The organism is Bifidobacterium cuniculi (assembly GCF_000741575.1).
Classification (GTDB): domain Bacteria; phylum Actinomycetota; class Actinomycetes; order Actinomycetales; family Bifidobacteriaceae; genus Bifidobacterium; species Bifidobacterium cuniculi.
Genome location: NZ_JGYV01000001.1, coordinates 562,116 through 576,569 on the forward strand (window position 1 = coordinate 562,116; position 14,454 = coordinate 576,569).

The 14,454-nt window shown below is 63.9% G+C and carries 14 protein-coding genes and 3 tRNA genes; 10 read left to right on the forward strand and 7 right to left on the reverse strand.

The genetic code is table 11. The features are described 5' to 3' along the window. The first annotated feature begins 29 nt into the window (after nt 1-29). On the forward strand, nt 30-1,292 hold the full coding sequence (locus tag BCUN_RS02530) for a tyrosine-type recombinase/integrase (RefSeq protein ID WP_033518700.1): 1,263 nt from the start codon (nt 30-32) through the stop codon (nt 1,290-1,292). Nucleotides 1,293-1,510: 218 nt separating this feature from the next. Here the strand turns inward: BCUN_RS02530 and BCUN_RS02535 are convergent, their stop codons facing one another. Continuing rightward, the gene (locus BCUN_RS02535; protein ID WP_034258259.1) at nt 1,511-2,422 is read right to left on the reverse strand and encodes a hypothetical protein; all 912 of its coding nucleotides are present in this window, start codon (nt 2,420-2,422) and stop codon (nt 1,511-1,513) included. Between the two features lie 116 nt (nt 2,423-2,538). Between BCUN_RS02535 and BCUN_RS11270 the strand changes: the two genes are divergently transcribed. From BCUN_RS11270 to BCUN_RS02565, 6 genes are all read left to right on the forward strand, one after another. After that, entirely contained in the window at nt 2,539-3,552 is a 1,014-nt protein-coding gene (locus BCUN_RS11270; RefSeq protein ID WP_051920532.1) for a pentapeptide repeat-containing protein, read from the forward strand. Between the two features lie 34 nt (nt 3,553-3,586). Further along, nucleotides 3,587-4,462, forward strand: a complete 876-nt coding sequence (locus BCUN_RS02545; protein ID WP_081895479.1) for an adenine-specific methyltransferase EcoRI family protein — start codon at nt 3,587-3,589, stop codon at nt 4,460-4,462. A gap of 35 nt (nt 4,463-4,497) precedes the next feature. Beyond that, nucleotides 4,498-4,917 (forward strand): hypothetical protein, encoded by a 420-nt coding sequence (locus BCUN_RS02550; RefSeq protein WP_152598212.1) that lies wholly within the window; start codon nt 4,498-4,500, stop codon nt 4,915-4,917. A 31-nt stretch (nt 4,918-4,948) separates the two neighbouring features. Next, nucleotides 4,949-5,022: transfer RNA gene (locus tag BCUN_RS02555), tRNA-Leu, on the forward strand. Between the two features lie 109 nt (nt 5,023-5,131). Next, nucleotides 5,132-5,204: transfer RNA gene (locus BCUN_RS02560), tRNA-Arg, on the forward strand. Nucleotides 5,205-5,394: 190 nt separating this feature from the next. Then, nucleotides 5,395-5,467: transfer RNA gene (locus BCUN_RS02565), tRNA-Gln, on the forward strand. 77 nt (nt 5,468-5,544) lie between these two features. Here the strand turns inward: BCUN_RS02565 and BCUN_RS02570 are convergent. From BCUN_RS02570 to BCUN_RS02585, 4 genes are all read right to left on the reverse strand, one after another. Further along, nucleotides 5,545-6,747: an IS30 family transposase gene (locus BCUN_RS02570; RefSeq protein ID WP_033518135.1), complete on the reverse strand. Its 1,203-nt coding sequence runs from the start codon at nt 6,745-6,747 to the stop codon at nt 5,545-5,547. 111 nt (nt 6,748-6,858) lie between these two features. Further along, entirely contained in the window at nt 6,859-7,260 is a 402-nt protein-coding gene (locus BCUN_RS02575) for a hypothetical protein (protein ID WP_051920536.1), read from the reverse strand. A 44-nt stretch (nt 7,261-7,304) separates the two neighbouring features. Further along, on the reverse strand, nt 7,305-7,742 hold the full coding sequence (locus BCUN_RS02580; RefSeq protein ID WP_033518126.1) for a hypothetical protein: 438 nt from the start codon (nt 7,740-7,742) through the stop codon (nt 7,305-7,307). A gap of 106 nt (nt 7,743-7,848) precedes the next feature. Continuing rightward, on the reverse strand, nt 7,849-8,430 hold the full coding sequence (locus BCUN_RS02585; protein ID WP_033518124.1) for a hypothetical protein: 582 nt from the start codon (nt 8,428-8,430) through the stop codon (nt 7,849-7,851). A gap of 81 nt (nt 8,431-8,511) precedes the next feature. On the opposite strand from BCUN_RS02585, the gene BCUN_RS02590 reads away from it, so the two are divergent. Next, nucleotides 8,512-9,456 (forward strand): adenine-specific methyltransferase EcoRI family protein, encoded by a 945-nt coding sequence (locus tag BCUN_RS02590; RefSeq protein ID WP_034258260.1) that lies wholly within the window; start codon nt 8,512-8,514, stop codon nt 9,454-9,456. Here BCUN_RS02590 and BCUN_RS11275 read toward each other — a convergent pair. Together BCUN_RS11275 and BCUN_RS02605 are read right to left on the reverse strand one after the other, a co-directional pair. Then, nucleotides 9,445-10,326: a hypothetical protein gene (locus BCUN_RS11275; RefSeq protein WP_051920538.1), complete on the reverse strand. Its 882-nt coding sequence runs from the start codon at nt 10,324-10,326 to the stop codon at nt 9,445-9,447. The genes BCUN_RS02590 and BCUN_RS11275 overlap by 12 nt on opposite strands. A 60-nt stretch (nt 10,327-10,386) precedes the next feature. Beyond that, nucleotides 10,387-11,007 carry a hypothetical protein gene (locus BCUN_RS02605; protein ID WP_152598180.1) on the reverse strand — a complete coding sequence of 207 codons (621 nt, stop codon included), beginning with the start codon at nt 11,005-11,007 and terminating at the stop codon, nt 10,387-10,389. A gap of 1,156 nt (nt 11,008-12,163) precedes the next feature. Between BCUN_RS02605 and BCUN_RS11280 the strand changes: the two genes are divergently transcribed. Both BCUN_RS11280 and BCUN_RS11285 read left to right on the forward strand, forming a co-directional pair. Further along, nucleotides 12,164-13,561, forward strand: a complete 1,398-nt coding sequence (locus BCUN_RS11280; RefSeq protein ID WP_081895480.1) for a DNA cytosine methyltransferase — start codon at nt 12,164-12,166, stop codon at nt 13,559-13,561. Next, nucleotides 13,561-14,436, forward strand: a complete 876-nt coding sequence (locus BCUN_RS11285; RefSeq protein ID WP_051920541.1) for a hypothetical protein — start codon at nt 13,561-13,563, stop codon at nt 14,434-14,436. The genes BCUN_RS11280 and BCUN_RS11285 overlap by 1 nt, the downstream gene beginning before the upstream one ends. Nucleotides 14,437-14,454: the final 18 nt, after the last annotated feature.

Below are 14,454 nucleotides of genomic sequence, written 5' to 3' on the forward strand. Positions count from 1 at the left end.
AAGACAAGAACGGACGGACGATCGGGTGGATGGCGCAATACGCCGATCCGAAAAAGAAACGGCATAAGGTGTACCGTCAGTTTCCCACGGCTGCGTTGGCGCGTGAGTGGTTGGAGGGGGAGGAGTTGCTGGTGCGCGCGTACAAGCGTGGCACGGCGGATTGGACGCACCCCAGGGAACGGGACGCGCGTGAGCGTGCGCGGGGCGTGTTGTTCATGGATTGGGCGGATGAGTGGATGGACAAGTGGGGCCGGTTCAAACCCAAGAGCGCGCGTGAACCGTTGGCGCCCGCCACACTGCGGCGCAAACGCCTGCTGTTGCACCGGGTCAAACAGGTGTTCGGCATGCGTGCCCTGGAGGAGATCGGTGTGGCGGACGTGAACCGGTGGCTGGACACCTGCGGTTTGGACGCGACGCCGAAACGGGAGGCGTACATCATGTTGCGGGCGATCATGCGGTGCGCGGTGCAACCGCCGGACGGGCGGCCGGCGTTGTTGGACCGGTCGCCGTGCATGGCTCCGATTCCACGGCGGGTGTTGTCGGACAAGTCGTTGATGGTGGAGGTCAGTGCGGCCGATGCGGCGCGTATCAAATCGTTCATGCCCGCGTACACGGCCGTGAGTGTGAACGTGCTGCTCGCGTTCGGTTTGCGTATCGGTGAGTTGTGCGCGTTGCGTGTGGACGATTTCGATTTCGACCGCATGGTCGTGCATATCCGCCACAGCATCCGGCGAGGCCCGGATGATACGGGCGAGTTGCGTCTGGCCGAGTTGAAGACGGTGGGCAGCATGGACGCGTTGCCGATCCCACCCCAGTTGGTGCCGGTGTTGCGGGAGCATATCGACCGGTTCACGGATGCGCCGCGGCCGGGGGCGATGTTGTTGCGGCCGGCCAAATCGCGGGTGATGAGCGACCGGACGTTGCGCACGCAGTTGGAGAAGGCCGCGGTGAAAGCGGGCCGTCCTGATGTGACGCCGCATGCGTTCCGCGCGACGGCGATCAGCCGGATCATCCATGAGGGTGGGGAGATCAAGGATGCGCAGTTGTTCGCGCGGCACACCGACCCGTTGGTCACGGTTAGGTTCTATGAGCGTACCCGTGGTGAGCAGACCCGGCGTGAGTTGAGCGAGTTGGCGTACGGGAGCATGTTCACCGCACCCAGGTCGCGCTTGGAACTGGAGCATGAGTATGAGCGGGCGCAACGTGAGTTGGCGCGGTGGGCCGACCGGTGCCGCAGCCTGCACACACTGCTCGAACAAGACACGCCTGGTGGCGTTTCAGCCAACGGTTGACGATAAGGGTGGGGTCGTTCTGATCGGCGGCCCCATCCTTTGTCGTGGTGGTTCACCAGTTGTCGGCGGCGCAGTCGGGGCACAGTTCGCCCAGCAGGCAGCTTGCGCAGATGGCGCAATGGCAGTCCATGCAGTCCATCCCGAACGTGGGGTTGCCGCAATACTCACACATGTTCTCATGCTCCTTGTCGTGCAATGGTTGTTGACGGGATGCGTCCTCACCAATCCATGGTGGTGTGGGCGAGCAGGCGGGCCTGGGTTTGCACCTGCGGGTCGGGGTGTTCGGTGAGGTCACGGGCGGCGCGTGTGGCCAACCGGGGGTCGCCGGCGCACATGGCCAGTATCATCAGTGCGGTCGGCTGGTCCACTGTGTGTCGTGCGCTGGTGGGGTCCATCACCTCGCCCATGTCGAGCATGTGTTGGAACGCGCCCACGGTATTGGTGTGTTCCAGGGAGCGGGCGAACCCGTCCGGGTCGAGGACGGCGAGCTGATCGTACAGGTTCAAGGCCACATCATGCTGTTGCAATCGGGTCAACCCACGCGTGTCCAGTTCCCCGTGGGCGATCATGTCACGGCACGCGCGGCCACGCACGGTCGCATACGGGTTGGTGCGCGCCATATGGGCGACGTCGCACCGATGGCCCCGCATGATCGCCTGTCCCATCATGCGCATCATGTCCTGCACCTGCGGATCGGTGAATCGGCGGGAGCGCACGTCCATGGCGGGCGGCTGCGGTGTGTCGGGCAATGGGGTGATGGGTGGCAGCTGGTGTTCGGCGACCATCTGCCGGTAGGTGCGGGCGCAGCCCAGGGCGTGGAGTCGGGTGTGCAGTTCGTGGGGTGTGTCGCCGTAGTGGTGGGCCAGATGGCGGGTGAGGTCATGGCGTTGCCCATCGGCCAACATGGTGGGGGACACGGCCCCGCGGGTGATGCGTTCATACCATGCACGGCCGCGGGTCAGGCTGTCGGGGTGGTGTAGGGCGGTGCGTTCCAATGCCCGGTCGTCCACTTGGGGGCCGTTGCCGGTGTGCTGGTCCAGGTGGGGCAGGCCGGTGGGTGTGGTGGGGTGTGTGGTGTATTGGCCGCCCGTACCATTGGGCGCGCCTTTGGGTTTGCGTGGCTGCATCATCGCCGCCCTCCTTGCCATGCCAGGGTGGTGCCGGCTTCTATGCCCTTGTGGCGACGGTTTGTCGCATAGCGGGGGGATGGCAAACAAGAGTTCCGATCATGCGAAGGACGGGTGTGATGACACAGCCACGCAAACCCAAGGGCGCGCCGAACAGTGCGGGCGGCCAATACGACACCTACGCGCACACCACACCCACCGGCCTGCCCGCATTGGACGGTGAGCTCGCGTGGGAACGGGAACACGGGGAGGGCGGCCGTGTCGAACAATCGCAACAACCAGCCCCGCCCATTGGTGTGGCCGATGGGGGGTATGGGCGGGTGGACCCGTACCTGCCGTCACCGGTACGCCCCGATCTGGTGGAAGGGACGCGGGTCAACGGCGATCTGGGGGCGATCCCATTGCAGTTCCGTGACCTGACATGGACCGAATGGGATCGGGTGCGGATGGGTGGCGCGAACCTCAACGGCGCGAACCTCACGGAAGCCCGGTTCGACCGGGTGGACGCGCATGATGCGAACTTGGTGCGTGCCGATCTGACCGGCGCCGTCATCCGGAACAGCAGCCTGCGTGGCGTGCGGGCGGCGGGCGTGGATCTGCCCCATGCGCAGGTCACGGACACGGATATGCGCGGCGCCGACCTGCGCAACGCGGATGTTGGTCATGCGGCACTGCGCAATGTGGACCTGTCTGGCGCCCGGGTGGAGGGTGTGGCGTTCCACCGGGCGGACACGTTGTCGAATGTGGATCTGACCGGTACCGGGTTGACCGGTGCCAGCGGCACATTCGATGGGCTTGGGCAGATGAGCGTGGTGTTGGGGGACCGGTCGCAAGGGGTGTGCCGCTATGAGCGGACGGTCGATGGCACCCATGCCGGGTTCTATCCACCCACCCCCGTGGGTGAACCGTTGCGGCACCCGGACATGCAGGCGTCCACCCAACGGGGCGTGTCCCCGGTGTGGGCGTCCCGCCAGGACATGGAGATGGCGGTGCACGCATGGGGGTTGGGGCCGGATGCGGTGCGCGTGTTGGACGCGCACGCCGATTACGAGCATGGGGTGTGGCGGGATACGGACATCGCGTTGTGCGCGGCCACGGTGGACACGATCGGCGGCAAGCCCGTCACACAGTGACCTGTTAGCGGGGTGGGCCGCATAGTCGGCTTGTATGGTCAATACGAGTATGTTGCGTGCCCGGCGTGGGGAGAGCACGGACGAGTGGTACACCACATGGCCGGTCGTGGACCGGGAACTGTCCCGGCACATGGATGGGTTGCGTGGCATGCGGGTGTATTGCAATTGCGATGGGCCGGAGAGCATGTTCGCCCAATGGTTCGCCATGCATTACACCCAATTGGGGTTGGCCGGGTTGCGTCTGTCACGGTTCAACCCGGCCTCGCACACCCTGTTCGACCCGGACGCCAGCGGGGACACATGGGAGTGGGATGGAGCCGGTTGGGTGCATGCACGCTTGCATGGCGACGGGTCGTTCGACAGTGTGGAGTGCATGCGGTTCGCCGCCCAGGCGGATGTGGTGTGCACGAATCCGCCGTTCAGCCTGTTGGGGCAGTACCTGCCGTTGATGGTGGAGCATGCACGGCATGTACTGGTGTTGGGCAACATGAACGCGGTGAAATACCACGGGGTGTTCCCGCTCATGATGGGTGGCCGGTTGCGGTTGGGGTATGACACGGGCCGTATGGGGTTCATGGTGCATGGCGAACGGCCGGCGGTGTTGAGCACCGCACGCTGGTTCACCACCTTGCCCGTGGAACGTGCCCCGTTCCACCCTCAGGGCACGGGGGAGGGGTTGCCGGTGTTCGATGCGCATCCGGATGTGGTGTGTGTGGATCGGTTGGCGTTGCTGCCGGACCGGGCGGGGTTGTATGGGGTGCCGGTGACGGTGTTCGACCGGTTGCCGGACCCGTGTTGGCGGGTGCGGGGGTTGTTCACGTCGGGGACGCATTCGTATGGCATGGGGGCGCCCATGGTGGGTGGCCGGGAACGGTTCGCCCGCGTGCTGATCGAACGCCTCCCCAACTGACCGATGGTGCAAAGGAGTTGATGGTGATGGAGACCGTGGAGGAGCAGAAGGCGAGGATCGCGCGCATGCGGCGCCCGTTCAGCAAGGCGCGGTTGGCGTGCAAGGCCGCCAAGGATGATGTGCAGGCGATCTCGTCGCTGTTGGACATCGCGATGGGGTGGGAGGATGTGCACGATGATGAGGACCAGCGTGTGTTCGACGCGTACCGTGTGGTGTTGGACGATCTGTTCCTGCAGGCGCAGACGAATGTGAGACTGGGTGACGAGTATGCGGATGAGGATGTGCGCCGGGGGGTGCGGACGGCCGGTGAGTTGGCGGATGTGCGCCAATGGTTGAGTTGGGCGCGTTGGTATGGGCTGCCTCAGTTGCATGAGCGGTATCTGCGGCATATGGATGAGGAGTATGACATGGATATGCGGGAGGCCGAATCGTTGGACCGTTCGTGGGACGCATAGTGGGGGTGTGCCGGACGGTTGCCCGGTGTTGGTTCCCCTGGCCCAACTGGTAGAGGCGGCGAGCTCAAACCTCGCTGGTTGCGGGTTCGAATCCCGTGGGGAACACGAAAGAAGCAGTCCGGTCATCGGCTGTGATGCCATATGCATGTGGAGAGGGATGGAGCACCTGACCATCATCCCAACCCCTGGGTTAGGCGGGGGTAGGTGGCCGATTGCCTTCGTGGCCCAGTGGATAGGGCGTCCGCCTCCGGAGCGGAAGGCCGCGGGTTCGAGTCCCGCCGAAGGCACAAAAAGGTACGCCACCCGTCGGGCGTGAGGGACACGACGGGCACCGGACCCATGTGGCGGGTCCCCGCGGCATCCACCTTGTCGTGGCACAGCAAGCGTTTGCGGGTGGTCGCAATGGCGGGCGGTGCCCGTCACATCCGGGCCGGCGGATGGCGTCCAGCGAGTGGGTGGACGCGCAAACCGGCATATAGGCGGGTGGTGCAAATGGCAGCACGACGGTCTTTGGAACCGTATGTTGCAGGTTCGAATCCTGCCCCGCCTGCGAACCATTCACAGAGGTGGGCACGGTCCTGGGTGGATTCTAGTGGTCGTTGCAACACGTCGTTGTGATTATATGTTTCATTGAGCGTATTGCATGGTGTTGAGAAGTTCGATGATCCGTTCGCTTGGCTTGGCCCAGTCCAGTGTTTTGCGTGGCCTGTCGTTGAGCTCGTCGGCCACTGCATCGAGGTAGTCCTGGCTGTAGGCGGACAGGTCGGTGCCTTTGGGGAAGTACTGGCGCAGCAGTCCGTTGGTGTTCTCGTTCGTGCCGCGCTGCCAGGGGCTGTGAGGCTCGCAGAAATAGACCTCCATGTCCAGCGAGGCGGTGATGGCCCGGTGTAGTGCGAGCTCTGCGCCCTGGTCCCATGTCAGGGAGTTGAGCAGCGGCGCGGGAAGCTGGCCCATCTTGGTGATGATGGCCCGTTGCACGTGCTCGGCGTCATGACCGTCGGGCAGTGCGAGCAGGACGGTGTAGCGGGTGGTGCGCTCGACCAGCGTGCCGATCGCGCTCTTGTTGGACGTCCCGCAGATCAGGTCGCCCTCCCAGTGTCCCGGTACGGCACGGTCCTCGATCTGTGCGGGCCGTTCGCTGATCATGACCATCGGCTCGCGGAAGCGCGGCCTGCGCGACTGGCCGTCGCTGCGGGAATGCCTGACTGCGCGCCCCTTCCTGAGGGCGTTGCCGACCTGCCTGCGCAGTTCGCCGCGCGGCTGGACGTAGACGGCCTGATAGATGGTCTCGTGGCATGCTCGCATATGGTCATTATCGGGGTACTCGCGTACGAGGCGGTTGCTGATCTGCTCGGGGCTCCAGTGCCGCCTGAGCCCTGCGGCCACATATGCGTACAGGTCGGTTCCGGGCCTGATCTTGCGCCGCTTGGGACGGGGCCTGCGCGATGCCGCCAGCTGATCGGCGCGGTGCGGTCGGTACCCGCCGTCTGCCGGATGGGCATTGCGGCGCAGCTCGCGGCTGACCGTCGACGCGCTGCGCCCGAGGCGCCGGGCAATGCCGCGCACGCTTGTGCCGGACCGGCTCAGGTCGGCGATCTCGATGCGCTCGTCGATGCTCAGATAGCGCGATGACACAGTGGTTGTGCTGTCTTTCACCCGTCCACCATACCAATCGACCAGAGGCCTTTCGTTGCGTCCGTTCGAACGGGTTCGCCCGTTGCGCCACACCTTTCCCGTGCGCTTGGAGACGCCGACCGCGTGCGCTGCCTGGGTGAAGTTCAGTCCTTCCTCAAGCAGCTGCACGTACCGGGCGCGCCGGGCCTCCTGCATGTCTCGAAGCTTCCCGTACTGCACGCCCTCGAACTCGTATGCCATCGCTGCAACCTCCGATTCCCAAAGGTGTTGCAACGACCACTAGAATCCACCATGTCCCGTGGTGGGTCATGGGTTCCCGATTGAGGTCAACCAAACACCTACCATTCCGAACTGGAAATGTTCGTCACACGACTCATTGAGGTCGGCCAAACACCTACCATTCATGGAGGAGTCGCTCTTCACGCAATCGAAAGCATCGCCTTGCGGGGCGGGTGCGGGGATGGGACGCCACCATTCCGCGCCGTCATATTCGCAACGGACCAGCATGGCGCCATCCGTGAACCGGACGCACAGGTCGGTTGCGATCTCCTGATCGCCATACCCGTTGTCGTAGCGCACCCTGAGCACCGGTTCGGCTTGGGGCCAGGGCAATTGCAGCCGCCCGTCCTCGCTGCCCACGTACAGGACGTCATCGGTGGTGTGCCCGGATTCCTCGATGGCATCCAATGTTTCCTCCAATAGATACATGATTGCGCCCTTTCCCTGTGGCCCTGTAGGTTGGTTGGTTGGTGTCAGTCGGTGTTCCCGTCGAGCATGACCCGTGTGATGTAGTCCAATGTCCGGCCGTGCAATCCCGTGTACAACTGGTCGGCCTCCACCATGATTGCCGCTGTCTCATCGTCCGCGAACTCGCTGGCATTGATCTCGATGTAGTCGAGGGCCTCCGCGTACCCGGTGTCGTCGTGCGTCATGACGGCGATGGTGCCCCTATTGGGTTCGTCCACGATGATAGGGAACGTCAGCCACACCTCCGGCGCGTCCATGAACCGTTGATCGGCGATATTCCAGGAACGTTCGTCCCCCATGTACAGGGCGACCGAATCATCGCCCCTCATTGGCGGGTTGGCTTCGATGGTCTGCACGGTGAAATCGGTCTGGTGCCCGTCCACATACACATGTTCCATGAGCGATTCGACTGCCTGTTCGATGTCGGTGATGCCGGTACGCATTTCGGGTTCCTCCCTGCACGTTCGTTGGTGTGTGTCACCTGCCCCCATGCGTCCCCGCACCGGCCGAGAACAAAGACAGCGCCCCCGGGCCTGCCATGGGCAACGGTCATTGGGGTGTGATGCGCACCGTGGCCGGTTCCTGCATGGATACGGCCACCAGCCAACACACCGGGTACGCCGGCATCTGCAGCTGGCGGTTGCGCAGGTCCCGCAACCGTTGGTACTCGTGTTTCCACTCGTCGAACTGGCGGGCCACCTGTTCGGGGCGAACATCCCCATGGCAGACCGGGCACCGGTTCCACCAGCCGCCACGCACCCCGCAATACTCCACATTGAGCATGGACCGGCACTGGGGGCACTCCACCATCCCATTGGCGGGCTTGTGGGTTTTCCACCACGCCCGGTCACGGGCACGCAGTTTGGCCCGCAACCCCCGTAACCGCTCATCCAATGCGGCATCATCCATGGGTTCGGGGCGCATGGCCTCATCATGGTAGAGCACGGCAGGCAACACCATTCCGTTGGCATGGTCCTGCAACCATTGCACCGCCTGGCCGGTGTCCGCGCACACCACATCCGCGTGCATGGCCACCGGCATGGCATCCAACCCCATGGCATGGCGTTGTTCGGTGACCAGCTGTTGCACCTGCGCCAATGTGGCGTCCGGGCCCAATGTGAGCACTTCCATATTCCACCGCTCCTTGCCCTACCGATCAAACACATTCGAGGGGTGTGATGCGTCCTGTGGTTGGACGCATCAGGCCGGGGCATGACGAACAGCTCGCTTCTGGCCGCGCAAGCGAACGCGGACGATGAATTCTACACACCCCTGTTCGAGATAGAACACGGTTTGGCGCCATACCTGGACCGGTTGCGGGGCGCGCGCATCCTGTTGAACACCAACGACGGGCAATGGAGCATGTTCTGGCAGTACCTGACCGGCCGCTTCCACGAGTTGGGGCTGCGGGAGGTGGTGAGCATGGAGTACAACCCCGATCATGGCACCCTGTTCGCCCAACCCGGCGACACCGGGCGTCTGCACCATTACGACGGACAGCGCATGTGGGTGGAGGACACGCATGACAGCGGCGGCTTCGACGCGCCCAGTGGCCTGGACGCGTTGCGCCACACGGACGTGGTGCTCGGCAACCCGCCCTTCACCCGGTTGCATGACTACGTGCCCCTGTTGTTGGCCGCGCCGGTGGATTGGCTGATCGTCGCGAACATCCACTGCGTGCTGTACTCACGGATCCTGCCCGCGTTCATCCAAGGACAAGTGCGGGTGCGCGCCGGCAACGGGGGCATGTGGTTCAGACTGCCCGAGGGCCACACGCCGCATGCGCGCATGCGGCGTGTGGACACGGATGGGCGGCCCATGGTGCGGGTGACGAACACGGGATGGTTGACGAACATGCCAACCGAACCGGCTGTGTTCACGCCCACCCACCGGTATGACCCGCACACCAACCCCCTGTATGACACGATCGATGCGGTCGACGCGGCCAGCCGCAACCTCATCCCTTGCGATTGGGCGGGGCGGGTGGGTGCGCCGGTGAGCATCCTCAACCGGTGGCCGGCCGGCTACCGGCCCGTAGGGATGCTCAGCACCGGGCACGGCCCCCTGGACCATGGCGCGCCCACCGTCCAGGGGCGCGCGTTGTACAAACGCATCCTGATCGAACCGGGCCCATGGGCCGGCGTGCTAGAGCAATAGGTCGTCATGGACGGTCACGTCCAAAAACACCACCGTCCCATTGTCCACGACGTATCCCAACCGGGGGGCGCTGGGCATGCGGCTGATCGACGTGCGTTGCACCGGCAACCCATGCCAGGTGCGTGTGGGCATGCCGGCGCCGGTGCCCGCACGCAACGGGTGCGTGCCACGCGCGAAGGAACATGTGTCCAACCCCAGCAGCACCTCCACCATCACATCCACCGTCTTCCACCGGTCCGCGCTGTGCGGCCACTGCTCGAACGAGTCCGCATACCGCCATTGGGCCGGCAATGGCCGGGAGGGTTTCTCCGCGGCCGGGATGCGCTGCAACCACCGGTAGCGGACCATATAATCGAGCCGTTCACGCCAGTCCACACTCCACTGGTCCGGGTCGGGCACCAACGCACGCAACCGTTCCAGTTCGCGTTTCTGCTCACGCACCCGTTCGCGCATCTGCCGCATCGGCTGCGTGTCATCCGCCCGCGGCATACGCGCCGGCGTGGAAGAGACGCTGGTGTTGTCGCAGCCCAAAAACCCATGGATCAGGCTGGGTATGTCGTCGCCTTCCATGGGCCGCCAGTAGCGCGAGCGCCCGTCGGGGCGCCATGCGCGGATGGTGCCGGGGGTGATGTATTGGTTTCCGGCGGCTTGGTTGAAGGCGCGTTGCGCGTCCCATTGCAATCGGACGATGTCGCAGACGTGGTTGAACCGTCGGGCGAGGAGGGTCAGGTCGGTGGGGTCCTGGTCGTGGTAGGGGACGATGGCTATCAGGGGGCGGGTGCGGTGGTGGAGGGTTTTGGCGAGTTTGTCGCCGTCCGTCCATTGGTCCAATCGTTGGTACAGTACGGTTGGGGTGTCATTGTGCGCCATGGGGGCTCCTTCGTGTCATAGGGTGTTGCCTCCCATGGGTATGCGTCCGCGTACGTGCGGTCAGGTGGTGGTGGGCATGGTGTCCGCGGATAGGGTTGTGGGGCGTGGGCTTGGTGGGGTGTGGCGGCTGGTGTGGTTCCATGCGCTGGTGATGGCCCATTGCGCCACGGTGCGGGGGATGCGCGCCTGGTCGCGGTGCAACTGTGTGTACAGCCATGCCGTGGGGGATTGGGTTGGGGCCATGAGCCACATGCTGCGGGTGTGTGGGGTGCTGTAGGGGAATGGTTGCCAGAACATGTCGACCATGTGGGGGTTGTGGCTGGTGTGGTCCTGGATGAGCATGAGCATGGCGGTGAGTGCGGTGGGCAGTTGCATGTGGCTGTGTGCGTTGAGGCGTTTGGCGGGCAGGTAGTAGTCCGTGTGCAGGCGTGCTCCACCCAACGTGTCCGCCAATTCGATGGTGCGCATGGGGGTGAGGGTGTGGGGTGCGCGTGTGTGGAACAGCATGCCTGCCTCCCCGTGCACATGCCATCGTTCTAGTAGTGTGAGGAACCCGGTGAAGTTGGTGGTGTCCACGCCCGGGTAATACAGATCCACCAATTGCAGGAGTTCGTTGCGCCACTGCTTGCCCTGCGGCATGGCCAGGGGTTGTGTTCCGGTGTTATGTGTTGGTTTGGTCATGTCGTGGTCTTATGCGTCTGGTCGCGCTCGCATGATGGCATCCCAGCTGGGGGTGTTTTTGACAGGTTGCCGAAAAACAATGCGTTCTTCAATGCCCCGGTTTTTGGTGTACGGGTCGTTCGGGGACGCAGTGACATTCCATGTTTCTTCACCGACCTGCAACTTTCTTCACCGACCGTGCTGGAAATGTCGGTGAAGAAAGTTATGTTTCTTCACCGACTTTCGAATGTCACTGAAGGCTCCCACACCTACTGCCATAAGGGTTTTATGAAGTTTCTTCGGTGACGCACCGACTTTTAAGGTCTTTTCTGGAGGGAGCCGATTTGAGGGGTTCCTTTATGAACCCACTGCGTCGGTGAAGAAACATGGCTTCGGAGCCCCCAACACCAATCGGCAGTAAGGTTGAGGAGTCTTCACCGACATCACTGCGTCGGTGAAGAGTGCCCTAGGGCCACTGAAACATGCATGCACCGTGGGCGTGGGGCAGGCGGAGGGTTGGAGCATATTTTTCCGGTTCGGACCCGTATTTTTCCAATGCCATTACATCACCTCCCGCGCTTTCACCCCGGTTCGCCCGGACGCGACCGGCGGCATGCGTCGTATCCCGATCACACTTGCACGGTTTTTTACCAGACGCCGAACATAACAATATGCGACATAATGGTTCGGTTTTTATGTTGCGGGTGGATCGGCGACGCAGTGACAAGGCAGGTTTCTTCACCGACCTGCAACTTTCTTCACCGACTTCTGACATAAGTCACCGAAGAAACATAAGTTTCTTCACCGACATTCGAAAGTCGGTGAAGGCTCCCAGCCCTACTGCTGATTGGGTTTGTGTAAGTTTCTTCGGTGACGCACCGACTTTTAAGGTCTTTGTATAGGGGAGCCGATTCCAAAGGTTCCTTTATGAACCCACTGCGTCGGTGAAGAAACATGGTTTCAGGACTCTGAACTTCAATCGGCAGTAGGGTTGAGCACTCTTCACCGACATCACTGCGTCGGTGAAGAGTGCCCTGGGGCCACTGAAGCATACCGTTGTTGCCAACGGGCGCCGCAACCGGGACGGACGGTTATTTTTCCCCACCACCCCTGTGTTTTTTCGCTGGCATTGTTTTTGTTGGCGTGGGTGCGGGGTGGTGACGCATCGCCGTATGGCATGGATACCAACAAGGAACACACACCCCCATCGGCCGCACCGTTGTTGAGCCTGTTCTCCGGGTACGGCGGGCTGGACATGGGCGTCGAACAGGCGTTGGGCCCCATGCGGCCCGTCGCCGTGTGCGACATCGAACCGGGGCCCACCACGATCCTCGCCGCCCACTGGAATACCCCCAATCTGGGGGACATCACCCACGTCGACTGGCGGGGCATGCCCCAAGTGGACGTGGTGTGTGGCGGCAGCCCGTGCCAATCCATGTCCCTGGCGGGATTGCGCGCCGGCATGAAACACGGCACCCGTTCGGGGTTATGGTCCTATCAGTGCGACGCGATCGAAACGCTGCGGCCCGCGTTGGTGGTGTGGGAGAACGTCGCGGGAAGCCTGTCCGCCGTGGCGTCCAGCCAACAGGACCTGAACGTAGCGCAGGAACGCGCCCGGGCGCTCGCCGAACACGGGTTGTGCGGTTGCATGGAGCCCCGGCCGCCCATGGTGGACGGGTTCACCCCGCACACCGGGGAGGGAGCGGCCCGTGTGGACGACCAGCTGTTCGACTGGCTGCGCGCCCACCAACTTTTGGGTGAGGCGGGCCGATACCAATGCACGCGATGCGGGTTGCCCCTGTTCGAGCATGCCAACGGCCAATGGTTGGCGGGGGACGCGCGGTTGGACGGTGTGCACACGGGATGCACAATCCGCGCGTTGGGACGTGTCCTGGGGGATTTGGCGAACCTGGGCTATGACGCGGTATGGCACGCCATGTTCGCCTCCGACACGGGTGCGCCGCACAAACGCCTGCGTGTGTTCGTGTGCGCCTGGCCACACGAACACAACCCAGCCGATCCCACTGCCGCCAATGCGCGTCTGGCGCGCCTGGCAAGCCTGGGTCCCATGCGCCCCGAGGGCATGCCGTTCGCCACATGGGACCGGGATAGGGATGTGTGGTGCAATCCCATGGGCGGTGACCTGTTCGACGAGCCGGCGATATTCACGGACCCGTGGCCCAAGCACGGGATCATGGCCGAGGGGCGCGCATGGTTGGCGCCGGCCGAATGGGTGAACCAACCCGTGCACGACCCGGGGTTGCAGCCGGCCGGCAGTGGCAATGGCATGGTGATGTACACGCCGAAGGCCACGGACGCGGCCAGTGATTTGCCCGGCGTGTCCGGCCGTCCCCTGTCGGGGTCGACGTTTTTGGCGACGCAGGTGCGCCTGTTGGATTTCCCCGGCCGGATCACCAACAGGCAACGGCGATTCCGTGACCGGTTGCTGCCCACACCCAGCGCCGTGTACGACGCGGACAAGGCCGGCAACCAGGCCACCAGCCGGCACCGGGCGCACACTGGGCGTCAATTGGGGTTGTCGGACGTGGTCAATCTCATGGGAGAGGAGCAATGATGGCGTATCCACGATTCGAGGGGTCCACCAGTGGGTTTCTGCCCACACCACGCGCCCGGGATGCGAACGGGTTGAATCAGCGGTGCAACCAGGAATGCCTGGAGGGCGCCGTCAGGTTCGGCATGCCGTTGATGCTGCCCACACCGAACACAATGGACATGCTGCCCGCCCGCACGGGCGCCGCCCGGGACCGTATCCTGCACCGTGGCCGGGCCAATGGCATGGCGTGCGAACAGACGGGCAACGTGCGCGAAAGCGTGATGATGATGACCCCGGACGGGTACGGGCGTTACGGGCGGTTCACGCCCGCGATCCGTGTGTGGGAGCGTACGTTGGGCCGCACGGCGCCCAGTCCCACCTGCATCACACGCGTGTTGCGCCAATGGGTACGCCAATTGCCCACGGAAGGGCTCACACCCGGCTGGTTGCTGCGCCATGCGCTGACACCCAACCGCCCCAAAGGCGAACAGTGGGTGACCGCGCCGATGCGTGAGCGCGTCATGGCCATATGGCGCCAATCGGGCGATGTGTCCGCGTTGCTGCCGTTGGATGTGTGGCAGGCCATCTGGGCGGACCGTGTGGGAGAGGACACGGTGTTGGACGCGGACATACTGCCCCAACCGTGTGTGTTGCAGGCATGGGAGCGGCTGTCGGGCCGTGCCCTGCCGGCGAGTTTGACGTATCTGTCACCCGTGTTCGTGGAATGGATGATGGGTTTGCCCGCCGGGTGGGTCACCGACCCGGCGCATTGGCGGGGTGTGGAGGGCAACCACCGCAACATGATGATCCGCATGCTGGGCAACGGGGTCGTGCCCCGCCAGGCCGCCGCCGCCATCGACTGGTGCCTGGGGTTGCGCGAACACCTCAGCCATTGAACCTGCATAACCCAAAGA

Excerpts from the sequence above, each read along its gene's own strand:
- BCUN_RS02530 (WP_033518700.1), top strand. The coding sequence starts at position 30 with ATGGCGCAATACGCCGATCCGAAAAAGAAACGGCATAAGGTGTACCGT.
- BCUN_RS02535 (WP_034258259.1), bottom strand. The coding sequence starts at position 2,422 with ATGATGCAGCCACGCAAACCCAAAGGCGCGCCCAATGGTACGGGCGGC.
- BCUN_RS11270 (WP_051920532.1), top strand. The coding sequence starts at position 2,539 with ATGACACAGCCACGCAAACCCAAGGGCGCGCCGAACAGTGCGGGCGGC.
- BCUN_RS02545 (WP_081895479.1), top strand. The coding sequence starts at position 3,587 with ATGGTCAATACGAGTATGTTGCGTGCCCGGCGTGGGGAGAGCACGGAC.
- BCUN_RS02570 (WP_033518135.1), bottom strand. The coding sequence starts at position 6,747 with ATGCAGGAGGCCCGGCGCGCCCGGTACGTGCAGCTGCTTGAGGAAGGA.
- BCUN_RS02575 (WP_051920536.1), bottom strand. The coding sequence starts at position 7,260 with ATGTATCTATTGGAGGAAACATTGGATGCCATCGAGGAATCCGGGCAC.
- BCUN_RS02580 (WP_033518126.1), bottom strand. The coding sequence starts at position 7,742 with ATGCGTACCGGCATCACCGACATCGAACAGGCAGTCGAATCGCTCATG.
- BCUN_RS02585 (WP_033518124.1), bottom strand. The coding sequence starts at position 8,430 with ATGGAAGTGCTCACATTGGGCCCGGACGCCACATTGGCGCAGGTGCAA.
- BCUN_RS02590 (WP_034258260.1), top strand. The coding sequence starts at position 8,512 with ATGACGAACAGCTCGCTTCTGGCCGCGCAAGCGAACGCGGACGATGAA.
- BCUN_RS11275 (WP_051920538.1), bottom strand. The coding sequence starts at position 10,326 with ATGGCGCACAATGACACCCCAACCGTACTGTACCAACGATTGGACCAA.
- BCUN_RS02605 (WP_152598180.1), bottom strand. The coding sequence starts at position 11,007 with ATGACCAAACCAACACATAACACCGGAACACAACCCCTGGCCATGCCG.
- BCUN_RS11280 (WP_081895480.1), top strand. The coding sequence starts at position 12,164 with ATGGATACCAACAAGGAACACACACCCCCATCGGCCGCACCGTTGTTG.
- BCUN_RS11285 (WP_051920541.1), top strand. The coding sequence starts at position 13,561 with ATGGCGTATCCACGATTCGAGGGGTCCACCAGTGGGTTTCTGCCCACA.